This window comes from Providencia sp. PROV156, from assembly GCF_028480905.1.
Lineage (GTDB): Bacteria > Pseudomonadota > Gammaproteobacteria > Enterobacterales > Enterobacteriaceae > Providencia > Providencia hangzhouensis.
Genome location: NZ_JAMPPE010000005.1, coordinates 186933 through 210499 on the forward strand (window position 1 = coordinate 186933; position 23567 = coordinate 210499).

Annotated in this window: 23 protein-coding genes; 19 read left to right on the forward strand and 4 right to left on the reverse strand. The window is 38.7% G+C overall.

Translation table 11 applies throughout. The annotated features are described in order from the left end of the window. Positions 1-42: 42 nt before the first annotated feature. Together PSF31_RS05460 and PSF31_RS05465 are read right to left on the reverse strand one after the other, a co-directional pair. Positions 43-948 (reverse strand): LysR family transcriptional regulator, encoded by a 906-nt coding sequence (locus PSF31_RS05460; RefSeq protein ID WP_096864492.1) that lies wholly within the window; start codon positions 946-948, stop codon positions 43-45. Between the two features lie 81 nt (positions 949-1029). Continuing rightward, positions 1030-2025, reverse strand: coding sequence for a nitrilase family protein (locus PSF31_RS05465; protein WP_036958235.1), 996 nt, complete (start codon positions 2023-2025; stop codon positions 1030-1032). Between the two features lie 1283 nt (positions 2026-3308). Here PSF31_RS05465 and PSF31_RS05470 point away from each other — a divergent pair. From PSF31_RS05470 to PSF31_RS05495, 6 genes are all read left to right on the forward strand, one after another. Next, a complete protein-coding gene (locus PSF31_RS05470) occupies positions 3309-3545 on the forward strand; it encodes a helix-turn-helix domain-containing protein (RefSeq protein ID WP_004259130.1) in 237 nt (78 codons plus the stop codon). A 214-nt stretch (positions 3546-3759) separates the two neighbouring features. Next, positions 3760-4317, forward strand: coding sequence for a fimbrial protein (locus PSF31_RS05475; protein WP_004259129.1), 558 nt, complete (start codon positions 3760-3762; stop codon positions 4315-4317). Between the two features lie 78 nt (positions 4318-4395). Next, the gene (locus PSF31_RS05480) at positions 4396-6891 is read left to right on the forward strand and encodes a fimbria/pilus outer membrane usher protein (protein ID WP_096864493.1); all 2496 of its coding nucleotides are present in this window, start codon (positions 4396-4398) and stop codon (positions 6889-6891) included. Between the two features lie 11 nt (positions 6892-6902). Further along, on the forward strand, positions 6903-7631 hold the full coding sequence (locus PSF31_RS05485; RefSeq protein WP_004259120.1) for a fimbrial biogenesis chaperone: 729 nt from the start codon (positions 6903-6905) through the stop codon (positions 7629-7631). Between the two features lie 43 nt (positions 7632-7674). Beyond that, the gene (locus tag PSF31_RS05490; RefSeq protein WP_004259115.1) at positions 7675-8193 is read left to right on the forward strand and encodes a fimbrial protein; all 519 of its coding nucleotides are present in this window, start codon (positions 7675-7677) and stop codon (positions 8191-8193) included. A gap of 12 nt (positions 8194-8205) precedes the next feature. Next, positions 8206-9171, forward strand: a complete 966-nt coding sequence (locus tag PSF31_RS05495) for a fimbrial protein (protein WP_004259112.1) — start codon at positions 8206-8208, stop codon at positions 9169-9171. A gap of 212 nt (positions 9172-9383) precedes the next feature. Here the strand turns inward: PSF31_RS05495 and PSF31_RS05500 are convergent, their stop codons facing one another. Beyond that, positions 9384-11030: a fumarate hydratase gene (locus PSF31_RS05500; protein ID WP_096864494.1), complete on the reverse strand. Its 1647-nt coding sequence runs from the start codon at positions 11028-11030 to the stop codon at positions 9384-9386. Between the two features lie 908 nt (positions 11031-11938). Between PSF31_RS05500 and potA the strand changes: the two genes are divergently transcribed. From potA to potD, 4 genes are all read left to right on the forward strand, one after another. Beyond that, complete coding sequence (gene potA / locus PSF31_RS05505; RefSeq protein ID WP_004259102.1) at positions 11939-13048, forward strand: spermidine/putrescine ABC transporter ATP-binding protein PotA; 1110 nt, start codon at positions 11939-11941, stop codon at positions 13046-13048. Further along, positions 13035-13898 carry a spermidine/putrescine ABC transporter permease PotB gene (gene potB / locus PSF31_RS05510; RefSeq protein ID WP_004259100.1) on the forward strand — a complete coding sequence of 288 codons (864 nt, stop codon included), beginning with the start codon at positions 13035-13037 and terminating at the stop codon, positions 13896-13898. The genes potA and potB overlap by 14 nt, the downstream gene beginning before the upstream one ends. Continuing rightward, on the forward strand, positions 13895-14683 hold the full coding sequence (gene potC, locus PSF31_RS05515; RefSeq protein WP_004259098.1) for a spermidine/putrescine ABC transporter permease PotC: 789 nt from the start codon (positions 13895-13897) through the stop codon (positions 14681-14683). Before potB ends, potC begins: the two co-directional genes overlap by 4 nt. A 159-nt stretch (positions 14684-14842) precedes the next feature. Continuing rightward, positions 14843-15892 (forward strand): spermidine/putrescine ABC transporter substrate-binding protein PotD, encoded by a 1050-nt coding sequence (potD, locus tag PSF31_RS05520; RefSeq protein ID WP_004259092.1) that lies wholly within the window; start codon positions 14843-14845, stop codon positions 15890-15892. Positions 15893-16049: 157 nt separating this feature from the next. Here the strand turns inward: potD and PSF31_RS05525 are convergent, their stop codons facing one another. Then, positions 16050-16607 (reverse strand): NADPH-dependent FMN reductase, encoded by a 558-nt coding sequence (locus tag PSF31_RS05525; RefSeq protein ID WP_094961559.1) that lies wholly within the window; start codon positions 16605-16607, stop codon positions 16050-16052. Positions 16608-16910: 303 nt separating this feature from the next. Here PSF31_RS05525 and PSF31_RS05530 point away from each other — a divergent pair, with 303 nt between their 5' ends. The 9 genes from PSF31_RS05530 (at position 16911) to PSF31_RS05570 (ending at position 23558) form a co-directional block, all read left to right on the forward strand. Beyond that, positions 16911-17483, forward strand: coding sequence for a TetR/AcrR family transcriptional regulator (locus PSF31_RS05530; protein WP_096864505.1), 573 nt, complete (start codon positions 16911-16913; stop codon positions 17481-17483). 79 nt (positions 17484-17562) lie between these two features. Further along, a complete protein-coding gene (locus PSF31_RS05535; protein WP_094961558.1) occupies positions 17563-18405 on the forward strand; it encodes a transcriptional regulator in 843 nt (280 codons plus the stop codon). Beyond that, positions 18402-18920, forward strand: a complete 519-nt coding sequence (locus PSF31_RS05540; protein WP_004259073.1) for a FidL-like protein — start codon at positions 18402-18404, stop codon at positions 18918-18920. Before PSF31_RS05535 ends, PSF31_RS05540 begins: the two co-directional genes overlap by 4 nt. A gap of 635 nt (positions 18921-19555) precedes the next feature. Beyond that, positions 19556-19834 carry a BMC domain-containing protein gene (locus PSF31_RS05545; protein ID WP_004249182.1) on the forward strand — a complete coding sequence of 93 codons (279 nt, stop codon included), beginning with the start codon at positions 19556-19558 and terminating at the stop codon, positions 19832-19834. A gap of 21 nt (positions 19835-19855) precedes the next feature. Further along, positions 19856-20140 carry a BMC domain-containing protein gene (locus tag PSF31_RS05550; protein WP_004259066.1) on the forward strand — a complete coding sequence of 95 codons (285 nt, stop codon included), beginning with the start codon at positions 19856-19858 and terminating at the stop codon, positions 20138-20140. A 15-nt stretch (positions 20141-20155) separates the two neighbouring features. Beyond that, complete coding sequence (locus PSF31_RS05555; RefSeq protein WP_004259063.1) at positions 20156-20434, forward strand: BMC domain-containing protein; 279 nt, start codon at positions 20156-20158, stop codon at positions 20432-20434. A gap of 70 nt (positions 20435-20504) precedes the next feature. Next, positions 20505-22136: an acetaldehyde dehydrogenase (acetylating) gene (locus PSF31_RS05560; RefSeq protein ID WP_096864495.1), complete on the forward strand. Its 1632-nt coding sequence runs from the start codon at positions 20505-20507 to the stop codon at positions 22134-22136. Between the two features lie 26 nt (positions 22137-22162). After that, entirely contained in the window at positions 22163-22420 is a 258-nt protein-coding gene (locus PSF31_RS05565) for a EutN/CcmL family microcompartment protein (protein WP_004259057.1), read from the forward strand. 7 nt (positions 22421-22427) lie between these two features. Continuing rightward, a complete protein-coding gene (locus PSF31_RS05570; RefSeq protein WP_096864496.1) occupies positions 22428-23558 on the forward strand; it encodes a 1-propanol dehydrogenase PduQ in 1131 nt (376 codons plus the stop codon). Positions 23559-23567: the final 9 nt, after the last annotated feature.

Genomic DNA, 23567 nt, shown 5'->3' on the forward strand with positions numbered 1-23567 from the left:
CAAATATTTAATATATAGGAATTACGGAGAGGAATTACGGAATTATTCTGATTCACTCTCTCTTGAAAATGTTTCATAAACTTCATCAATCAATTCATTGATGGTGTTTTGCCATAATTTAGGCAATGAAGCCTGCCATACCACATCAATCCCCCATTGGGCTTGTTCACAATGTTGAATTGGAATAAAGCGGATGTCTTTTGAGCTAATATTTCTTGCGCTATAGGGTAAAAGACTTATGCCAACCTCAGCGGCCACAAGGGCAATTAATGTTTGAATATCATTTGCTTCCTGAGAGGGCGTAATTGATAAGCTTTCATATTGTAGGTAGCTCTGAATTTGCTGATGAAGCTTTGAGCCACGCTCTGCGCGTAATAACAATAAAGGAAAATGGGTTAGATATTCTTTCATTGATAATAAGGAGACCGATTTTTGTGCTACTGCTAAGGCAAGAACTTCAGATTTTAATGTTTTGCTCTCTAAGTTATCGGTTGTTTTAAAAGCAAATTGACGAGTAAAAGCAATATGCAATCCATGGGCTTGTAGCTGTTTCTCCATTTCGTGAGAAGGCATATCATCCAGTTGGATTGGAATATTTGGTAATTTTTCACGTAGCCGTGCCACAAAGAAAGAGGCTTCTTGAAATGTTGATATACCAAACCCGACGGTTAACTTTATAGGGGGCTGTTCTCGAAGCACTGCGGATTGGTGTAAAAATTCAGTGGTTTGAGTGAGTACTTGTTGTGCATAGGGAAAAAGTATTTTCCCATGAGGAGTCAATATTGCACCATGACGTCCCCGCTCAAATAGTACTATATCCAATTGTTTCTCAAGAAGTTGAATTTGTTTTGTTAAGGCTGGCTGACTAATATATAGGCGTGATGAAGCTTCGCGGTAATTTTTTGTCTCTGCGAGAGTGATAAATGCACGGAGTAGTCGAGTATCCATAGTTGTTAGCCAGTTCCTGATAATAGAAGACGCTATAACATTTCTATTATGAATGCTATAGCGAGCCATTGACTTTAACTATTATTGCTTTTCTTGATGATAAGGGGAATTCTCAGAAGCAAAACGGACATGGCGAATATCCGTTTCGTAACCCAGAGTTTCAGTGATGATTCGGTAGAGCTCAGGGCGTCTTCCGGTTAACCAGCGACGGCCATTCGAGGTAGGCAATAAATCTAATTCAAGATCCGCGATGACGATATCATCATCTATTGCGCAGCTTTCTTTAATTACTCGTCCGTAAGGGTCTATGATCATGGCGTTTCCGGTTCGAATTTCATCATCATCTAAGCCAACGCCATTACTAAATAAATAAAATACACCATTATCATGGGCTCTGGAGGGTAACCAGCGCATTAGCCATCCGCGCCCATGCTCCCCTAGACATGCATCTAATAATGCTTGAGGATTTTGTTTTCTATTTTCCCAGAGACGAAGGTCGAGCGGTTTCATGCCATGGGGGCTACTCGAATGAGTTCCACCTGTTTGATGGGGGGCAAGAATAATATCTGCACCAAGTAGCGCGTTGACGCGTGGATTTTCAATTAAGTTATTATCCCAACAAATTAAAATACCGACTTTTACCCCCCATGGCGTATCAAAAACAGTGTAATTGTCTCCGCTATGAATGGCGGGGTGCTCAAAGGCATGTAATTTACGATGAGCGTGGTATTGGCCATCTGGCATACAAGCGACCCAAGTATTGTAGCATTTGCCATCTAATCCTTTTTCAATCAACCCAACCCCGATAATCATGTTTAATTCAATAGCCCGTTGGCGGATTAATGCTAATGACGGGCTATCATGTAAAGTTTCACTTAAAGCATAAACGGCATCATCTGGTAGCTTCGGCACGTGCCAATAACCAGTAATACACATTTCAGGTAAAACCAGTATTTTTACCTTCTCTTGGGCGGCCTGAGTAATAAACTCATGGATACGTTCTAAATTGTAGGTTTTGTCGCTAGGACGGTGTTGGAACTGGACAGTTGCAACCCGAAGCTGTGATTGTGCTGGCATCATTTTTATCTCCTTAGTTAGGGAAATAAAAACATGTAATTTGAGCTAAAAATAATGAGTTATTTTCTCATTCCATAACGATAGGTTATTGAATGAATCTGTCTGGTCACCAATATTAGCATTTTTATACATAAATTAACGTAAAAAGAGATGTTGAAATATATATAATACGGAAAAATAGCCTAGTTAAGTGTAATCTTCCTAGGTTGTCCATTTTGGTTTAAAGCGTATCAGGTCAATTATTCCTCAATGAAATGCTTTCATTTAGTGAATCAAGCATACAAATGCTCTTTATTCTCGGTATTAAAAGCACAAATTTAACCTAAGCTATATGTGAAACATACAATAATAGTAAGCATTTACCTTGTTGTTTTGACTGATTTCTTGTGAAAGTGCGAGGTAAAACTCTTGTTTTACTCGTTTTATAGCTCCCTGTAGTGCAATTATTATGTTTTCTTTTTGTTATATTTCATTTTTACCTTGTTGATCTGCAATAGACTTTTGTGTTTTGTTACAATTGGAAACAAGTATAACATATTGTTATTTATACGTTATTTTTGTTGGTGATTGTTGTTTTTTACTCGAAATGTGAGTTATCGATGGCTATTAATATTGTTATTACTCTTAATATGAATAACTTGATTTATTTATGAGTAGATAGCGACCAATAAAAAAAAATTGCAGTTTTTTATATCCTATAACTCTTATTGTGAGTAATTAAAAATACTATTAAATTAAATTAAATGATAAGAATAAAAAAACCATTGTTAGTTGTTTTTTTGAAGCAAACATTAAAAATGTAAAAAATAAATTAATTTATAAAAATAAGTATATAAAAATACTTAGGAATCAATGAATACCATATAAAATTAATTATAAATGCCTTCATTCCATTATAAATTAAGGCGTTGTTATATTTTTGGATGTTACCATTGATAGTGGTAATTTGTTATTTTTCTTTAATATCAATTAGTTGTATATTATTTGTTTATTTAAAAAAGAATAATAACTAATATGAATTATGTGTTTTTTATCTTATATGATAATGCAAACTAAAAAAATGAAATATTGATAGGTTTCAGTGGCTTTAATTTATTCTATCGATCGTTACAAACAGTTTTACTTTTATATATTGAAAACTATAATTAACTCAAATTTCGTGTTTTAATTGGTTTGTTCTTTTTTGATTTTTTATATAATCAGTGCAATTTATTATGTGAAATTTTTTGATTTGTAATATAATTTAGCCATTTAATATTTTAGGTTATTTTGGGCTATTGTTGATGATAAATGTAAATCGTATAGTAGGCAGAGAGATTAGAAAAAGAAGAAAGCATTTAGGGCTTTCAGGCATCGAATTAGCTAATCTTGTTGGTGTTAGCCAACAACAGATTTCACGTTATGAAAGGGGTGAGTGCAATATAAATATTGAAAACTTGCACACCCTTGCTAACGCTTTAGATACAGAAATGATTTGCTTTTTTATTGATGATGTTTTTATCAATAAAGAAAGTAATTAATTTAAAAAATTAAGAGTAATCTAATTATAAAAATATTCATATTTAAAGTTAACTAAATATCTAAAAAAATAAAAATGTAGTGTTTTTATTTTTTTAGTAAAAATCTAACTTTCTTATTTTTACCTTTACATTCTCAGCAAATAAATATCAACCTAGTAATTTATTGATTATTAGGTGATTGGTACATCTGTCGTCTTTTTATAGGAAAATATAAATGAAATTAACTAAGATTGCATTAGCTACAATTATCGCTTCTTCATTTGGTATTGCACAGGCAGCACCTGTAGATCAAGGTAGTGGTGTCATCAATTTTACTGGTAAAGTTATTAATGCACCTTGCTCAATCCCAGGTGACGGTACAATTAACGTTGACCTCGGCCAAGTTGCAAATAAAGTATTAGAAACTGGTAACAAATATAGCCAAAGCGTTCAATATAATATCCAGTTAGAAAACTGTGATTTAGGTGAAGTTAAAGATGCTAGCGATGTAGTTGTCTTCCCTGCAGTTAGCAAAGTTAAAGTAACTTTCACGGGTACTCCAGATACTACAGCAAAAGAATTACTGGCTAATACAGGTACTTCTAAAGGTGTTGGTGTTCGTTTAATCAACGCAGATGGCGCAACAATGAAAGTTGGTGATACCAGTGTTGAGCTGCCATTAGCGGATGGTCCAAATAAATTAGTATTCAGTGCACGTGTTGAAGCAAATGGTAGCAAAGTTGAAACTGGTAGCATCATTTCTCAAGCAACTTACGCTTTAAACTACCTGTAATTTTTTATTTAAAATAACAGGCATATATTTGCCTGTTATTTTTCTTTCTTTATTTTTATTTTTCTTACAGGGAACATCATGTCTCTATTTCCTCAGTTTAAAATAAATAAAATATTATTTTCGATTGCTTTGGCATTTTCCTTTTCTGGAATGTCTAATGCAGTGGAATTTAATATGAATATTATTGATGCTAAGGATAGAGATAATATTGACTTAAGTCAGTTTTCTAACCCAGACTTTATTCCTGCAGGTGAATACCTAACGGATATTACATTAAATGGTCGAAAATTATCAGGGCAATATTTAATTAAATTTATTGAAGAGAGTAAAGATACCTCAACACTCTGTGTTACACCAGAGATGGTAAATATTTTTGCATTAAAAAAGAAAGTTAAGGAAGAACTTCTGCAAAATAATAATGGCCAGTGTATTGAGCTATCTAAAAATTTAGATATTAATTATCGCTTCGACAAAGCTAACCAGAATATCTTATTTTCTATTCCTCAAGCTTGGTTAGAATATGATGACCCGTACTGGGTTCCACCTTCCCAATGGGAAAATGGAATTATGGGTGCATTTCTTGATTATAACCTGTTTGCCAACTATTCCGCTCCTAAAAATAATAGTGAAACATTCAGTGGTAGTAGTAACGGTACCGCTGGCGTTAACTTAGGGGCTTGGCGTTTCCGCGCTGATTATCAATATCAATATAATCGTTCCCAAGGTAAAACGAATGAACGGTTTGATTGGACTCAGTTATATGCCTTTCGTGCTTTGCCTCAAATGGGTGCAAAAGTTTTACTTGGTGAGTCTTATTTGAAGACTGACTTATTTGATAGTTTTCGCTTTATAGGGGCATCTATTTTTAGTGATAATCGAATGCTTCCACCGTCACTACGTGGTTACGCGCCTCAAGTGACGGGTATTGCTAAAACGAATGCAATGGTGATTATTTCACAGAATGGGCGTGTGATTAAACAAGTTAAAGTCGCTCCAGGGCCATTTAATATTCAAGATATTACTGAAGCGGTGCAAGGCACTTTAGATGTCACCATTGAGGAAGAGGACGGTTCAAAAACCACTTATCAAGTGACGGCGGCATCGCTGCCGTTTTTAACTCGTCAGGGGCAGCTGCTTTATAAATTTACCATGGGGCAATCTGACCCATTTGGCCGCTCGCAGAAAGTTGACCCTAAGTTTATTGTAGGGGAAGCTTCCTATGGTTTATTTGGTGACACATCCATCTTTGGCGGGTTAATTGCTACGGTAGATAATAACAATTACCAAGCGATAAACTTAGGAATAGGGCAAAACATGAATATGTTTGGGGCTATTTCCTTTGATATTACTCGCACTCATGCAAATGTAGATAACTTTGGCTCTTACTCGGGTAACAGCTACCGTTTAAATTATTCTAAACGTTTTGAATCTACCAATTCGCAGGTCACATTTGCAGGTTATAAGTTTTCTGAAAAAGAATTCTTAACTATGCCTCAATACATTGATGCAGCGAATGGTGTGCTTGATTTTAGACGTGACAAAAACGTGTATACCGCGTCTTTTAACCAATATATCAGTCCGTTGGACTTAACTGTCTATTTTAATGCTTCTCACCATCAATTTTGGAATAGTGAATCTACAACAAACTTTGGTATGAGTTTTAGTAAGTTATTTAGCATAGGGCAAATTAAAAACATTTCCGGCACCTTATCACTTAATAAAATTAAATATGAAGAGACGGATGATAATCAAATTTACCTTTCTTTCTCCATGCCACTTGAAAATGGTGCGTCAGTCAGTTACGACGCTCAATATGCAGATAATGACCATAGCTTTGGCCAATCGGTAGGTTATTACAGCCCGAACGAGAATAATAACTACTGGAGTATGCGTGTTGGTGGTGACCAGCACAAACTTGGACGTGCTGAGCCAAATATCAGCGGTAGTTATCAATATTCATCGCCTTATGGCGTATTGAGTGTTAATGCGACAGAAAATGTGAACTCATATCGTGCTTTTGGCGGTAGTTGGTATGGCTCCATGACAGCAACGAAATATGGCGCAGCTATGCACCGTAACGGGACTAACAACGAACCTCGAGTGATGATTGATAGTGACAATGTCGCTGGGATTTCTATTAATAATGGTGAATCTGTCACGAACCGATTTGGGATTGGTGTTGCGACAAGCTTAAATAGTTTTTCTAATTCAGATGTTTACATTGATATGAATACACTGCCTGACGATGTGGATGTCAATGACAACATTATTGGTAAAACATTAACTGAGGGTTCAATTGGTTTTCAGAGAATAAAAGCGAACCAAGGAAAACGTATTTTAGCAGTTATCCGTTTGAATAATGGGAATTATCCACCGCTTGGTACCAGTGTGACTGAATTAAGTACAGGAAGAGAAGTCGGAATTATTGCAGATAGTGGTGTTGCTTATTTAACGGGTGTGGCTCCAGAAGAAAGCTACATAGTGAAATGGGCTGCTGGCGCAAACCAATGTAGTTTGAATTTACCTAATATTGCCGAAAAAAATCAGGGGAAAGTCCTGATCCCTTGCCAATAAAGGAATGATGTATGAGTAAAAAGTATGTAGTAGCTTTAGGATTTTCATTAGTTTTTGTCGGCATGCAAGTTGCGTCTGCTGCGATTAATATTGACCGTACACGGATCATTTTTCCAGGCAAAGATAAATCAATCAGTTTGGTTATTAATAACCAAAGCAAAACAATGCCCTACTTAGCTCAATCTTGGATGGAAGATGAAAAAGGGAATAAGGTTTCTGAACCTTTTACAGTTTTACCTCCAATGCAACGTGTTGAGCCGAATGCTAAAAACCAAATAAAAATTATTAAAACAGAGGGAATTGATGCTCTTCCACAAGATAGAGAATCTCTGTTCTATTTAAATGTGCGTGAAATTCCACCGGTGACAGATAAAGAAAATGTCGTACAGATTGCGATTCAAAGCCGTCTAAAAATGTTTTATCGACCACCTCAAATCGAAAATAACAGCGATAAAGTATGGGCTAAAGAGCTGAAATATACGCACACAGGTGGGCAATTACTTATTGAAAATCCAACTAAATATTATGTGACATTGGGTTATCTCAGTAATAATAACCAGAAAAATTTTCCTGGTTTTGAAAGTGTGATGATTGCCCCGCTTTCTAAGGAAAGTGTTCCCGTACCAGCAAGCAGTTTTAATCAGTTATATACCGGTTATATGGATGATTACGGTGGCATGAAAATGTTGACTTACCAATGCGCTGCGTCGACCTGCCAGCTGTCAAAAGAGAGCCAATAGGATTTTAGATATGAGAAATTGCTACTTTTCAATATGTCTTTTTATGCTATCTCTATGTGGAAGCCAAGCTTATGCAGATAGTAGCATGATGAGAGGTGATCTTAATTTTACGGGAAATGTGGTGGCATTGCCTTGTAAGATTTCATTTTACTCGATAGATCAAAATATTGAATTAGGACCAATATCTCTGAATTACTTTAATGAAATTGGAGACAGAAGCCCTAAGCATGAAATCAAACTAAAGTTTGATGATTGTATTTTTCCAAAACGCAATCGCGATGATAGGGTTCCGGTTGTTCGGATCATGTTTATTTCAGAACCAACTGAAAGTACAGACCGTAATTTATTTGGTGGTAAAACCATTCTAAATGGTTATGGGATTCGATTAATGGATAAAGATGGCAATATTGTCCCCAATGGTGAATACCGTAGTTATCCAATCTATTTTGATGATAACCAGCAAATTACGATTTATTCCATGCTAGAGAGTTATCTACCAAGAAATGAATTAACAGTGGGTAATATTAAAACGCAAATTACCTTAAATATTACTTACATATAAGGTGTATAAATCATGATACACAAGTTTATTCAAAAATATGGTTTTTATATTTTATTTCTATTCGTTTTTATTAGCCCAAAAACCTTTGCATTAGATTGTGTGGAAAAGGGGACTGGAGTCGTCGAAAAACCCGCAGTTCCTGTAGGTCAATTGGCCATTCCTGCTGATACAACGGCAGGTTCTATTATTTGGCAATCCGACCCTTTAACAGTAACCGTTTATTGTGACAATGTACTTGGTAATGCTGTTGACGTTGTTCATATGTATTTTAATCCGAAATCTCAAAAACTTGGGACAGGGTTATTACTAGGCGCGAATTACCAAGGCCAACAATTGGAACAAAATGAGCAGCGTGTCAACTTAGGGACTCCACCTATTCGCCGCGGAGAGAATGTCACGGTAACAGTGACTTTTACACTATATATCAAAGTGACGGGTATTGTTCCTCCTTCAGGTAACTACACAGGGGATAACCAATTTACGGTTTTCCAGTTTGATGGAAGTGGTGGGATAAACCATACCAATGGTGCAAAAAACTTGAAGTATTCTATTACTGGGTTACGAGGTATTCGCTTCCTCAAGTGTGGGGCTGATATTAAAGTTTACCCAGAGTCACAGCAAATTGACTATGGTCAGTTAATGATTACTGAGCTTAATCAAGGAAAAGAGTTTAAAAAAGATTTTCAGATACAAGCGGTGAAGCGGGGCTGCTTAGATAATTTTTCCATGAATATTAACTTCGAAACTACAGACCCGTTAAATGGAGAGTATGCCATTGATCTAAAAAACGGGACTAATTTAATTATTTCGGATGATAAAGCGGAAAAAATAAAATTTAATTACTTCCAGTTTTTCGGAACACTCCCCTTAGGGAGTACATCGATTACACGTGACTACAGTGCGACGGTTAAAAAGGTGGGAGCGGTAAAAACAGGACCATTTAGCGCCTCAACGATTGTCCGTATTAACTATTATTAACATTAATCCGAAGAGATGACTAAAAATACATGATGAAAATCAATAGATTGATTTTCGGCTGATAACGCAAAGCGGGAAAAATCACACTGTTATCCCACGTTGTCAACAACCAAAGAGCAGGCCAAAAGCCTGCTCTTTGCTATGTTACATCGTTATGCAGTGATATAGGCTAACGAAATTTAGCGCATTCCTTTGCGCTAGAGTGGCAAATCTTATTTAACGCATTTACTGCAAGTCTCATTTTGGACTTGTTCAAAGAAGTTATTGCCTTTGTCATCAACGAGAATGAATGCAGGCAGCCCCTCAACTTCCATTTTCCAAATTGCTTCCATTCCTAATTCTGGATACTCAAGGCAATTTAAACTTTTCACATATTCTTGAGCGAGAATCGCAGCTGAGCCACCGATACTACCTAAATAAAATCCTCCGTGTTTTTTACATGCATCGGTTACTGCCTGAGTTCGGTTGCCTTTCGCCAACATCAGCATACTACCACCGTGGGATTGGAACAGGTCAACATAGGGGTCCATGCGGTTACCGGTTGTCGGGCCTAAAGAACCGGAAACCATATCTTCTGGTTTTTTGGCAGGTCCTGCGTAATACACCATGTGGTCTTTAAAATATTGAGGCAATTCTTCGCCGTTATCTAAACGTTCTTTAAGCTTAGTATGCGCAATATCTCGAGCAATAATCAGTGGCCCGCTGAGAGAAACACGTGTTGATACCGGGTGTTTACTCAGCTCAGCCAAAATATCTTTCATTGGGCGGTTGAGGTCGATGTGTACCACTTTTCCTTCAGCTTGGTTACGCATAGATTCAGGAATGTATTGGGCTGGGTTATGCTCCATTTTTTCAAGCCATAAACCGCTTTTGGTAATTTTAGCTTTAATATTACGGTCGGCAGAGCAAGAAATGGCTAAACCGATTGGGCAAGAGGCACCATGGCGAGGTAAACGAATAACTCGTACATCGTGAGCAAAATATTTACCACCAAATTGTGCGCCAAAACCAAGATGACGAGAAGCTTCTAATAACTCATTTTCTAGTTCAATATCACGGAAAGCACGGCCGTACTCATTACCTGTGGTTGGCAGGTTGTCGTAGTATTTTGCAGAGGCGAGTTTGGCGGTTTTCAGTGTTGTTTCCGCTGAAGTACCGCCGATAACGAAGGCAATATGGTAAGGCGGGCAAGCTGTTGTTCCTAAGTTCTGCATTTTTTCAATTAAGAAATTTTTTAACTTGGCTGGGGTTAATGTTGCTTTTGTTTCTTGGTAAAGTGCTGATTTATTTGCTGAACCACCGCCTTTGTTAACAAATAGGAAGTGATATTCATCGCCTGTGGTCGCAAAAATGTCAAACTGTGCTGGCAGGTTTGTGCCAGTATTAACTTCATTAAACATATCTAGCGGTGCATTTTGAGAAAAACGCAGGTTTTCGTGTTGGAAGACATTATAAATCCCTCGAGAGAGGTACTCTTCGTCATTGCAGTCTGTCCAAACTTGTTGGCCTTTTTTCCCAACAACCGCAACCGTTCCTGTATCTTGGCAGTTTGGCAAAATACCTTTTGCAGAAATTTCAGCATTGCGAAGTAATTGTAACGCCACGTATTTGTCGTTTTCGCTGGCTTCTGGGTCTTGTAAGATAGCGGCGACTTGTTTCTGGTGCGCAGCTCTTAAAAAAAACTGGGATTCATAAATTGCGTGTTCTGCAAGGAGAGTTAATGCCTCAGGTTCTATCTTTAAAATTTGCTTACCAGCAAATTGTTCTACAGAAACATATTTATCAGAGACTTGGAAATACTCAGTTTTATCCTCAGATAATGGATAAGGTTCTTGGTAAAAAAACTCTTTATTAGCCATTTTGCTCACTCACATATTAATTTCAGTGGAATTTCCAAAGGTAATCACCCGAAGGCTTATGTTTATTCTTTAATTGATTTAACTCGAAAGATACAAAGTAAAATTTATAGGTGTAATAATGAAACAAAAATCACAAAATAAGTCACTAAAAGTTACAGTTTAGATTGAAATTATATCAATTTGATTATTATATTCAAAGAGATGCAAAGAATAATATGATATTGGTTAAATTTATTGAGATAAAAAATAAGGATTAATGAAAATTAGATTTAAATCACATAATAATATTATCAACTGCGACTTTAATTATTTGTTATAGATGTTACCAGTTATTGCCTTTGTTCTATATATAATCACGATATATATCTACTGGATATAACTACCATCAAAACTCGACGAGTTAGTTATGGTAAAGGCTTATTGTATTTTTATCTCGCATGAAGTTTTAAAATTTATATCATTAAATATATGAATTAAAAAATTAAAAATAATAAAAACTATTAATTCCATAATTATTATTATTTTTATTGTGAACTGTTTTAACTCTATGAATTTCATTGGATTTGACTTAAGTTTTATCTTCGGATGTATCATGTAAATCTATAGATATGGACAGACTGATTCTATATATCGCTATGTCGCTTATTTTTCTCAAAAATCTGTTTTATTTATTGAGAATTCATAATGAAAGGCAAACGAAGTTGTGAAAATGGCTTTCAATTTGCAAAAACAGTGTTTATCATGCATGCCTTATGAAGTTTAAATGGCGCTACTGGTTTTGGGCTTTGCTGGGGAAAATTATTTACTCATGTTACTTAAGTCGACAGAGTAAACCTCCGACAAGCTTATACAGTCTTTAACGGTGGCGGTTCTATCTGCATTATTCCTAGGGATAGAGTGTATAATAAATGACTGAGACAACCTCTCTGACACCACTCATTGAATTAAAATCTTTAAGTAAAGGTTTTGATGGCAAACAAATTATTTCTGAGCTTGACTTAACCATTCAGAACGGTGAGTTTTTGACCATTCTGGGGCCTTCTGGTTGCGGTAAAACGACTGTTTTACGTCTTATTGCAGGGCTAGAAGATGCCGATGGCGGTCAAATTATTCTTGATGGTCAAGATATTACGGATATTCCAGCGGAAAACCGTTTTGTAAATACCGTCTTCCAAAGCTACGCTTTATTTCCTCATATGACAGTCTTCGACAACGTGGCATTTGGCCTGCGCATGCAAAAAACGCCTGCGGCTGAAATCCAAAAGCGTGTCGACCAAGCCTTGCGTATGGTGCAGCTAGAAGATTTTGCTGAGCGTAGACCCAACCAACTATCTGGTGGTCAACAACAACGCGTGGCGATAGCCCGTGCGGTAGTGAATCGCCCGAAAGTCCTACTACTGGATGAATCATTGTCTGCGCTTGATTATAAACTGCGCAAACAAATGCAAAATGAGCTAAAAGCGCTTCAACGAAAACTGGGGATCACGTTTATTTTTGTGACCCACGACCAAGAAGAAGCCTTGGCTATGTCTGATCGTATCATTGTGATGCGTGAAGGGAAAATTGAGCAAGACGGTACTCCTCGCGAAATCTATGAGGAACCGAAAAATCTGTTTGTAGCTCAATTTATTGGTGAAATTAATATTTTTGATGCGAAAGTATTGTATCGCATTGATGATAAACGTATTCGAGCCAATGTTGAAGGGCATGAATGTGATATTTTCACTGAGCTCTCTGTCAAAGAAGGGCAACACGTCAGTGTGTTATTACGTCCTGAAGACTTGCGCGTTGAAGAAGTGAATGATGCAGATAACCATCCGGGGCTGATTGGCTACGTTCGTGAGCGTAACTATAAAGGCATGACGTTAGACTCAGTGGTTGAAATGGAAGATGGCAAAATTGTCATGGTTAGCGAATTCTTTAATGAAGATGACCCCGATGTCGACCACTCCCTTAACCAAAAAGTTGCTGTGACTTGGGTTGAAAGTTGGGAGGTAGTTCTGGATGATCATTCGTAAACATAAAATTTTGCAGAACGTTATTATCACTGGGGTGGTCGCCTGGCTGCTGCTATTCGTCTTCTTGCCTAATATCATGATTATTGGCACTAGCTTTTTGACGCGTAGCGACACCAACTTAGTTGACTTAGTTTTTACGTGGGATAACTACGTTCGCTTGTCTGACCCGATGTATGCAGAGGTCATGCTGCACTCGCTCAATATGGCGGTGATCGCGACCTTTTTCTGTTTAGTTATTGGCTATCCATTTGCCTTTATATTGGCAAAGCTACCTAAACGGGTGCAACCTTTGATGCTGTTTCTGTTAATTGTGCCATTTTGGACCAATTCATTGATTCGTATCTATGGGTTAAAAGTTTTTCTCAGTACCAAAGGGTACTTAAATGACTTTTTACTGTGGGTTGGTGTTATCGATAAACCGTTGAAAATTATGTATACACCTGAAGCCGTCATACTAGGTCTCATTTATATATTGTTGCCGTTTATGGTGATGCCGCTGTATTCAAGTATTGAAAAGCTGGATAAGTCATATATAGAAGCTGCAAGAGATCTCGGTGCGAATAAATTTCAACGGTTTGTGAAAATCATCATTCCTTTAACGATGCCAGGTATTATAGCAGGCTGTTTGCTGGTTTTATTACCGGCAATGGGGCTGTTCTATGTCGCGGATTTAATGGGTGGTGCGAAAAATCTACTGATCGGTAACGTAATTAAGAGCCAGTTCTTAAATATTCGTGATTGGCCATTCGGGGCAGCAACCAGCATTTTCCTCACGGTGATGATGGGGTTATTGCTGTATGTGTATTACCGAGCAGCTAAGCTTCTGAATAAAAAGGCATATGAAGAATGATCGGACGTACTCTGCGTGGTGGTTTTATGGCCATCATCTACGCTTATCTTTATATTCCAATCATCATTTTGATTGTTAATTCCTTTAATGAGTCGCGCTTTGGTATTCAGTGGCAAGGTTTTTCAACCAAATGGTATGAATTACTAGCTAATAACGATAGCTTATTAGAAGCTGCGGGGCATTCATTAACCATGGCGGTTTTGTCAGCGACTTTCGCGACAGCCATTGGCACATTAACCGCTGTTGCATTATTTCGCTATCGCTTTAGAGGAAAACCTTTTGTTGGTGGCATGTTATTTGTGGTCATGATGTCCCCTGATATCGTCATGGCGATTTCGTTATTGGTTCTATTTATGATCCTTGGGGTCTCGCTAGGTTTTTGGTCATTGCTTTTTTCCCATATTACATTCTGTCTACCCTTTGTAGTGGTGACGGTGTATGCAAGGTTAAAGGACTTTGATGTGAAGATGCTAGAAGCTGCACGTGACCTCGGAGCGGGTGAGTTTACCATCTTAAGGAAAATCATTTTGCCATTAGCGCTCCCTGCGGTTGTGGCAGGGTGGCTACTGAGTTTTACATTGTCGATGGACGATGTGGTGGTTTCGTCATTTGTTACGGGGCCAAGTTATGAGATTTTACCATTGAAAATATATTCAATGGTAAAAGTCGGGGTCTCCCCAGAAGTAAACGCATTGGCGACAGTATTGTTGATTATGTCTTTACTGCTCGTTTGTTTAAGCCAATGGGTGATGCGGGATAAATACTCGAAAAAAGCGAAATCATAAATGAGTGATGGTGTTGGTTTTTTCTATAACAGCGCCTTTTTGATGCCATACGGCGAGAGGGTGGGCTTTATTTAGCCTATAAGATATATACCCTAAATAATTCAAGTGGTTACTTGATGCATTAAGGGATAAAAACACTTTGTTGAGGGAAACTCAGTAATGAAAAAATGGTCCTATCTACTGGCAGCAGGGGTAATGGCTGCAAGTATTGGCACGGCAACTGCCGCTGACGATAACAAAGACGTACTGTATTTCTATAACTGGACAGAATATGTTCCCCCCGGTTTATTAGAGCAATTTACCAAAGAAACGGGCATCAAGGTGATTTACTCCACCTATGAATCAAACGAAAGCATGTATACCAAGTTAAAGACCTATAAAGAAGGGGCTTATGACTTGGTGGTGCCTTCTACTTATTTTATTGCCAAAATGAGTAAAGAAGGAATGCTACAAAAGATTGATCAAAGCAAATTAACCAATTTTAAAAACCTTGACCCAAATTTAATTCATAAAGAATTCGACCCGAATAATGATTATTCAGTGCCTTATATTTGGGGGGCAACAGGGATAGGTATTAATGGTGAAGCTGTTGACCCACAATCTGTTACCTCGTGGGCAGATTTTTGGAAACCTGAGTATAAAAATAGCTTGCTGATGATGGATGATGCACGGGAAGTTTTCCAAGTTGCGCTCACTAAATTAGGTTATTCAGGTAATACGACTGATCCGAAACAAATTGAAGAGGCGTATAAAGAGTTGCAAAAATTACGCCCAAATATTTTAGCCTTCAACTCTGACAACCCAGCAACACCATTTATTGAAGGTGAGGTTGATGTGGGAATGTTGTGGAATGGCTCTGCATTCGTCGCGCGGCAAGCTGGCTTACCGATTGAAGTGGTGTGGCCAAAAGAAGGTGGGATTTTCTGGATGGATAGCTTAGCTATTCCTGCTAACGCCAAAAATGTGGAAGGGGCACATAAGTTAATTAATTTCTTATTGCGTCCAGAAATTGCAGCTCAAGTGGCTGAATCTATTGGTTACCCAACACCAAATTTAGAAGCTAAAAAATTATTACCTGCTGAAATTGCTAATGACCCATCACTTTACCCAAGTGAAGAAGTTCTGCAAAAAGGCGAATGGCAAAGTGATGTGGGGAATACCAATATTATTTATGAAGAGTATTTCCAAAAGCTAAAAGCAGGACGTTAATTATTGTTTTAGTCGCAAGCTAAATAGGTTTTGAAAATAAATTAGGAAAATCAATTTATTGATTTTCGGCTGATAACACAAAGTGGGAAAAACCACGCTTTTATCCCGCTTTGTCAACAACCTCAGGCATCACGATTGTGATGCCTTTTTTTAATGGCTAACGTTTGGCATTATGACCAACAAACTTCACAAAGGTATCTGCCCACGGTTGTAGGAAATCTTTACTTTTGGGTGAAATATTACCTTGTTCATCAACCATTCCTTCATACCACTTCAAATAGCACTCTGGTTGGTTCATTGTCGGCATATTCAAAAATGCCAAGCTATTACGCAAATGTTGTTGTGCAATAGCTGTACTAATATTGCCAATAGATACCCCTAGTACTCCAGCAGGGATGCCATCCCATGAATTATCTCCCCATGGGCGAGAGCCTTGGTCAATCGCATTTTTCAATACGCCAGGCATTGAACGGTTATATTCTGGGGTGGCGAAAATAATGCCATCACAGGCTTTAATTTGAGATTTGAAATTAGCCACAACAGGAGACACATTTTGGTCTGCATCTTGGTTATAGAGAGGGAGTTCACCAATATTGATAAATTTAAACGTGAAATTTGTGGGGAATAATTTAGTCATGGCTTTAGCGACAACTAAATTATATGAATCAGCGCGCAAACTACCCACAATGACACCAATATTGTATTGATTTGACATGATAAAACCTCTTTCACGGGGAGTTAATTAGGAATACTGCAAACCGCTATTTATTGAATAGAGCATTGTTTCACTCTCACTATTAAACATCATAATCTGAGGATGTGCAAAACTAAGTGAAATTAAAATAGATAACTAAACATCAAAAATATTTGATATTTTTAAATTAATTATGGAGTTACAACTTATCATAATTCGATATTGTGAGTCCTCTTCCACTATTTAGATTTACCCATGAACAAATCAGGGTTACTTGATTTTAGTCAAAATGAAACATACCGACTGGTCGGTATCATTCATTGCATGAATAAATCTGCTCAGCATAGAAAAAAAGATCCTATTAAGCTTCAAGTGGAGTTACTGAAAGCTGCTCGTATTATTGCTGGCAGAGAAGGGATCTCTTCACTCTCACTTAATGCAGTGGCAAGGGAAGCGGGTGTTAGCAAAGGCGGGTTAATGCACCACTTCCCAACGAAGCAAGAGCTTATTCATGCACTGTTTGTGCAATTGCTGGGGATTATGGATGAGAGAATACATACCATTATGGATAATGACCCAAATCCCTATGGGCGGTTTTCTCGTGCTTATTTGCACTATATTGGTGAGTTAAAAGAATCTGATGAAAGTTTTCAGCTCGCGTTATTGTCTTTGGCTATGCCAACTGAGCCAGTGTTACGTCAGTGCTGGCGAGATTGGGTAACCAACCATTTGGAAAAGGGGGATGAGTTCGATAACAGTTATTTAGGCGCGTTAGTGCGTTATGCGGCTGATGGGTTGTGGCTTTCATCATTGACTGAGGGAGAAACGTTATTACAGCAAGAACGTGATGCGATTGTTAGCCGGTTAACGACAATATCATTTGAACAAATTCCATAAGTAAAAATAGCACGTAAGTAAAAATAATAGTGGTAATGATAGTGCAATTTTATTCATAAAATAAGCACATGAGGCGACAGTGAAATATAAAATCAATGCTTTCATTCTATATGATGCAGTTGATGGCACTTTATCTTTAAAAGAAGATGAGGTGGATGCACAACTGTCGATAACGGCTAATGCGTTGTTGTTTTATTTTATTCAACACAGAGGTGTTGTTTCCCGAGATGAGGTGTTAAAAGCGGTATGGGATGATAATGGATTAGTTTCATCGAACAGTAATTTAAACCAATATCTAAGTATATTAAGAAAAGCATTTCGTCCATATGGTATTGAAAATATTATTGTGACGGTGGCGAGGGGGCGATTAGAGTTTAATTCAGATGTTTCACTTGAATTAATTGATGATATTAAAATTCCTCCCTCTGAGTTAATCCCTAGCTTAAGTGAAATAGAAGAGGCTAAGGTTGTTTTATCTCCAATTCCCAAACCTATCTCTGAGCCTGCAGACCTCAAAAAAATAGAATCAACATTGACGCCAGAAAAAAAAGAAATCTGTTGGTATCTCGCTAGCGGTGTCTTTTTATTGTGTTCCGTTTTACTCGCGGTCATGGCTTATTTATCAAACCAGCCGTCAGTACCGATTAAGATGACAGTACTTGAGCACACTAATTGTGATGTGCTATCGAATGAAAAAATGATCAATAACTCTGTCGCACTAAACTATGTACAAAATTTTGATAAGGTTAGAAATAACTTAAATTTAGCCTGTGCCGAGAAAGAACGGTTTGTTTTTTTCTATGGAGATAAATTGCAGACTAATGGATTGGGTCGAGTATTTCTTGCACATTGTGCAGTAAATGAAGATAACCCATTTAGCTATTGCGATAATTACTTTTACTATTCTTGGAAACCATCATGAAGATATCAGGAAAAGTATTATGTTTACTGAGCTTTTTGCTATTTATTATTGTTGTGATTTACACTCAATCGGTCTTACTTTCTAATAAACAAGATGGTTTATTAATGTGCTCGACAAAAGGCATTATGCGTTTTGAAAATATGCAGGATGAAAACGTTAATGGCAATATTCATTTCAATTTTGGTGCCAATGGCAAAGGAGCCATCGTTGTTGAAGGATATACCGACTCTAAAGCGGGCTGGTTGTACTTACAGCGCTATGTGAAATTTAGTTATACAACAAAACGAGTTTCTCCCACAGAGCGCCATTATAATATCAGTCAATGGGAAGCAAGTGCTTCTTCTATTGATGAATCACCAGATGTGATATTTGATTACTTTATGCGAGAAATGTCAGATAGCCATGACGGGCTATTTCTTAATGCCCAAAAGCTCAATGACAAAGCTTTATTACTCAGTTCAATTAACTCTCCACTTTATATCTGCACGTTAAAGCCTGGCAGCAAATTTGATTAATTCAGTTCTCATTAAATAAATAAGCTTAGCGGTGAAGCCGTTCACTTCATCGTTAACTGACAATCCCACTTCCCTTTATTTCCTATTTTGTCGTATTCCCTGCTGTAGTATTCACAAACTGCAATATCCTCAATTTAGCTATAAATTGACATCATGACAGGTAGACTATCTCTTGGTTAGAACCTAACTCGCGGATATCTGATGTAGGCAAAGCTTATAACCGAGTGAGCAGACCCACAGTTATCATTTCACAAATTACCCCCCTTTATCAGCTCAATAATATTTTATTAACAATCTACCTAGCTAACGCTAAATCTTTATTTAGCCCATTTTTATCTGCAACACAGATGCGTGAATTTTTAATTTTTTCAGTATGAATATGTAAATAGCTTAATTAATTACTCTAATTTTCAGGTTAAAAGACTAAATATTGTCGTTTTGTGGATTTATATTTTGTTTTTATTTTTCGGTTCTATAGTGAGTTTGAAGCCAAAGGCTGCGTTCAATAGATCACCGCGCAGACACCATTGGCGTAAATGATTACCCAGATATTTCAAGGGACATGTACTCGGACACATTAGCTTGGAATATCGAAGGTAAAGAAAAATAAAGAAGGCTTCTCGGAGGAAACAACAATGGGTGATGCATTAGGTCTTATTGAAACAAAAGGTCTGGTGGCTTGTATCGAAGCGGCTGATGCGATGTGCAAAGCGGCGAATGTAGAGCTAATTGGTTACGAAAATGTCGGTTCAGGCCTCGTTACTGCAATGGTTAAAGGCGATGTCGGAGCAGTCAAGGCAGCCGTCGATTCAGGTGTTGAATCAGCACAGCGAGTTGGTGAAGTTGTGACTTCACTAGTCATTGCTCGTCCACACAACGATATCAATAAAATCGTTATTAAGCATAAGGCATAACTTTTTCCGGAGGAAAAAAACATGGGTGACGCATTAGGTCTTATTGAAACTCAAGGGTTAGTGGCTTGTATTGAAGCTGCAGATTCGATGTGTAAAGCCGCAAATGTTGTGCTGATTGGTTATGAAAATGTTGGGTCAGGTTTAGTTACCGCCATGGTCAAAGGCGATGTAGGTGCGGTGAAAGCTGCCGTGGATTCAGGTGTTGAATCCGCCTCTCGTATTGGCACCGTCGTGACATCACTGGTTATCGCTCGTCCTCATAGTGATATTCAGAAAATCGTCGCCCAGTATAAAGTCACGGAATAAAACAGGAAATTACTTATGAAAGAAGCACTTGGTCTAATTGAAACCAAAGGTTTAGTGGCTTGTATTGAAGCTGCTGATGCCATGTGTAAAGCCGCAAATGTTGAGTTAATCGGTTATGAAAATGTTGGCTCAGGTCTGGTAACAGCGATGGTTAAAGGCGATGTCGGTGCCGTTAACGCAGCGGTTGAGTCAGGTGTTGAGGCTGCAAAACGTATCGGAACCGTGGTGACTTCACGCGTGATTGCGAGACCACACAACGATATTGGCAAAATTGCACAGCAACACAAAGCCTAAGTAATTGGCTGATAAAGCCAATCACACGACAAGTTAATGAATTAATTTTGGCTCCGATACGGGGGAAGACATGGTTGCATTAGACAAAGATCTGCAATCCAGACAACTGGCAAGAGAGCTAGTTAGAAACGCGAAACAAGCGCAGAAAGAGTTTGCGACATTTTCGCAGGAAAAAATCGATAATATCGTTAAACACATTGCAATTGAGTCCGCACTTCATGCAGAAGAGCTGGCAAAAATGGCCAATGAAGAGACTGGGTTTGGTAAGTGGCAAGATAAAGTCCTGAAAAACACTTTTGCTTCAATGCGTGTTTATGAACACATTAAAGATCTCAAAACCGTTGGCATCATTAATGATGACAAAGTCAACAAAGTCATGGATGTGGGGGTTCCTCTTGGTGTGATCACGGCGTTAGTTCCTTCTACTAATCCAACATCTACCATCATCTACAAAACGTTGATTGCCTTGAAGGCGGGTAATGCCATTGTCTTTTCCCCTCATCCAAATGCCAAAGCTTGCAGTTTCCGCACATTAGAAATTGTCAAAAAAGCCGCATTAGAAGCGGGTGCGCCAGCAGGAATTGTCGATGGCGTCACGATGCTAACTCTTGAAGCAACGAAAGAGCTGATGCACAGCAAAGATGTTTCTTTAATTTTGGCAACGGGAGGTGAAGGCATGGTACGCGCCGCTTACGCATCCGGTACACCAACCATCAGCGGTGGCCCAGGTAATGGCCCTGCATTTATTGAACGTAGTGCCAATATCAAGCAAGCGGTGAGTGACATCATCACCAGTAAAACTTTTGATAACGGTGTCATTTGCGCTTCAGAACAATCGATCATTGTAGAACGCTGCATTTACAACGAAGTTCATCGTGAACTGCTCGCTCAAGGCGCTTACTTCATGAATGAAGATGAAGCGAAACGCATGGCATCCATGTTGCTTAGAGCGAACGGTACTATCAACCCTGAAGTGGTTGGTAAAGATGCTATCACACTGAGTCAACGTGCAGGTTTTACGGTTCCGGCGAATACGCGCGTATTGATTGCTTTACAAGACACCGTATCACCGAAAAACCCATACTCCCGCGAAAAATTATGCCCAATTTTAGGGATGTATATCGAGGAAGATTGGCAGTCAGCTTGCCATCGTGTGGTTGACTTACTGACCAACGAAGGCCTCGGTCATACCTTGGTGATCCATACGCAGAACGAAGATGTTATTCGTCAATTCTCTCTGGAAAAACCCGTCAATCGTATTTTGATCAATACACCAGCGGCACTGGGCGGAATTGGTGCAACGACCAATATCACACCTGCTTTAACGCTCGGTTGTGGGGCAGTTGGTGGCGGTTCTAGTTCAGATAACGTCGGCCCGATGAACTTACTCAATATCCGTAAAGTAGGTTATGGCGTACGTTCCATTGATGATTTAAGACAGCCAGTTCAGCCTTGTGCACCTGCACAACCAACGGCATCAACTTCGGTAAATCAACCGCAAGTGAGTATTTTTGATGACAACCGTTTCCGTAACCCTGTTACGGCAGCATCACCAGCCGCGGCTAACCCAACTGGCGATAACCGATTTGGCAGCACTGTAACAACGGCTGCGACTGCTGAGGCGGTGGTTTCTCAAGGTGACATCACTGAAGAAAATGTTGAGCAAATCATCAAGGCCGTTCTCGGGCGCCTAAATAAGTAACTCATTGGAATAAGGCGGTATAAACCATGATCCTCGCAAAGGTAGTCGGACATGTTGTTGCAACGCAGAAATGCCAAGAACTTAGCGGCAGTAACTTATTAATGGTTACCAAGCTAGGGGATGACCTTGAACCGTTGAAAAACAAAACGTATGTGGCAGTCGACAGTGTTGGCGCAGGTATTAACGACATTGTGTTAGCTGAAGCTTACTTCGCTTTGAATAAAGACAATTACAAAGCCATGTCAGTGGTTGCCATTGTTGAGAAGGTTTATACCAAGGAGTAAAAACAGCATGAACCAGTTTTTGATTAAACCTAAAGTCCAATTCGGTGCTAACGCATTGGATTTTATCTCACAAATGAGTGCTCACCATGCCTTTATCGTCACTGACAAAGCGATGGTGAAGTTTGGCTTAGCTGATGAAGTCACTCGCAGGCTAACCCAAAGTGGCATCACATTTTCGATTTACGACGATGTTGTGCCGGACCCAGACATTTCAGCCATTGTTAACGGCATGAAAATCATGGATATGCAATATCCAGATGTGGTGATTGCACTCGGTGGTGGGTCGGTGATTGATGCTGCGAAAGCTGTTATTTACTCCCTCTGGCACACAAGAAAGGACGTCAATCGAGTCAAACCGCAGTTTATCGCGATCCCAACCACCAGTGGGACGGGTTCAGAGGTGACTTCATTTTCAGTCATCAAGTCACAGTCTGAAAAGTTGGTTTTAGTTGACGAATTCATGCTGCCAGATGTCGCCATTTTAGACCCTGTACTGGTGAAATCCGTACCAGCTTCGATTACTGCAGATACAGGTATGGACGTGCTGTGTCATGCACTGGAAGCGTATGTTTCTCGCACCGCATCTGATTTTTCGGATGCCTTAGCAGAAAAAGCAGTGCAATTGGTTTTTGGTCACTTAATTGATTGTTATCGCGACGGTAGCAACTTAGTGGCACGCGAAAAAATGCACAACGCTTCATGTATTGCCGGTATGGCCTTTACTAACGCATCACTTGGGATAACTCACAGCTTAGCCCATGCATTAGGCGGCGTATTTCATATTCCACATGGTCGTGCCAATGCCTTATTGATGGCTCAAGTCGTGGCTTTCAATGCGGATTTTGAAGGCCGCTGTGATAGCGAAGCCGCGAAACGTTACGCGAGTCTTGCAAGAAACTTGAATTTACCTGCTTCAACAATACGTGAAGGCGTTGAGAGCTTAATTATGGCAATCAACGTATTGAAAGATGAAATGAATATGCCAAAAGGCATTCAAGCAACCGGTATTAATGAATTCGATTTTAACGCCCGTTTAGGGGAAATGGTTGGGCAAGCACTGCGCGATAGTTGCACTCCGACCAATCCACGGGATGTGAGCAAGGTGCAACTGGAAGTGCTGTATAGACAGTCTTTTTAACAGTTAACG

Excerpts from the sequence above, each read along its gene's own strand:
- PSF31_RS05460 (WP_096864492.1), bottom strand. The coding sequence starts at position 948 with ATGGATACTCGACTACTCCGTGCATTTATCACTCTCGCAGAGACAAAA.
- PSF31_RS05465 (WP_036958235.1), bottom strand. The coding sequence starts at position 2,025 with ATGCCAGCACAATCACAGCTTCGGGTTGCAACTGTCCAGTTCCAACAC.
- PSF31_RS05470 (WP_004259130.1), top strand. The coding sequence starts at position 3,309 with ATGATAAATGTAAATCGTATAGTAGGCAGAGAGATTAGAAAAAGAAGA.
- PSF31_RS05475 (WP_004259129.1), top strand. The coding sequence starts at position 3,760 with ATGAAATTAACTAAGATTGCATTAGCTACAATTATCGCTTCTTCATTT.
- PSF31_RS05480 (WP_096864493.1), top strand. The coding sequence starts at position 4,396 with ATGTCTCTATTTCCTCAGTTTAAAATAAATAAAATATTATTTTCGATT.
- PSF31_RS05485 (WP_004259120.1), top strand. The coding sequence starts at position 6,903 with ATGAGTAAAAAGTATGTAGTAGCTTTAGGATTTTCATTAGTTTTTGTC.
- PSF31_RS05490 (WP_004259115.1), top strand. The coding sequence starts at position 7,675 with ATGCTATCTCTATGTGGAAGCCAAGCTTATGCAGATAGTAGCATGATG.
- PSF31_RS05495 (WP_004259112.1), top strand. The coding sequence starts at position 8,206 with ATGATACACAAGTTTATTCAAAAATATGGTTTTTATATTTTATTTCTA.
- PSF31_RS05500 (WP_096864494.1), bottom strand. The coding sequence starts at position 11,030 with ATGGCTAATAAAGAGTTTTTTTACCAAGAACCTTATCCATTATCTGAG.
- potA (WP_004259102.1), top strand. The coding sequence starts at position 11,939 with ATGACTGAGACAACCTCTCTGACACCACTCATTGAATTAAAATCTTTA.
- potB (WP_004259100.1), top strand. The coding sequence starts at position 13,035 with ATGATCATTCGTAAACATAAAATTTTGCAGAACGTTATTATCACTGGG.
- potC (WP_004259098.1), top strand. The coding sequence starts at position 13,895 with ATGATCGGACGTACTCTGCGTGGTGGTTTTATGGCCATCATCTACGCT.
- potD (WP_004259092.1), top strand. The coding sequence starts at position 14,843 with ATGAAAAAATGGTCCTATCTACTGGCAGCAGGGGTAATGGCTGCAAGT.
- PSF31_RS05525 (WP_094961559.1), bottom strand. The coding sequence starts at position 16,607 with ATGTCAAATCAATACAATATTGGTGTCATTGTGGGTAGTTTGCGCGCT.
- PSF31_RS05530 (WP_096864505.1), top strand. The coding sequence starts at position 16,911 with ATGAATAAATCTGCTCAGCATAGAAAAAAAGATCCTATTAAGCTTCAA.
- PSF31_RS05540 (WP_004259073.1), top strand. The coding sequence starts at position 18,402 with ATGAAGATATCAGGAAAAGTATTATGTTTACTGAGCTTTTTGCTATTT.
- PSF31_RS05545 (WP_004249182.1), top strand. The coding sequence starts at position 19,556 with ATGGGTGATGCATTAGGTCTTATTGAAACAAAAGGTCTGGTGGCTTGT.
- PSF31_RS05550 (WP_004259066.1), top strand. The coding sequence starts at position 19,856 with ATGGGTGACGCATTAGGTCTTATTGAAACTCAAGGGTTAGTGGCTTGT.
- PSF31_RS05555 (WP_004259063.1), top strand. The coding sequence starts at position 20,156 with ATGAAAGAAGCACTTGGTCTAATTGAAACCAAAGGTTTAGTGGCTTGT.
- PSF31_RS05560 (WP_096864495.1), top strand. The coding sequence starts at position 20,505 with ATGGTTGCATTAGACAAAGATCTGCAATCCAGACAACTGGCAAGAGAG.
- PSF31_RS05565 (WP_004259057.1), top strand. The coding sequence starts at position 22,163 with ATGATCCTCGCAAAGGTAGTCGGACATGTTGTTGCAACGCAGAAATGC.
- PSF31_RS05570 (WP_096864496.1), top strand. The coding sequence starts at position 22,428 with ATGAACCAGTTTTTGATTAAACCTAAAGTCCAATTCGGTGCTAACGCA.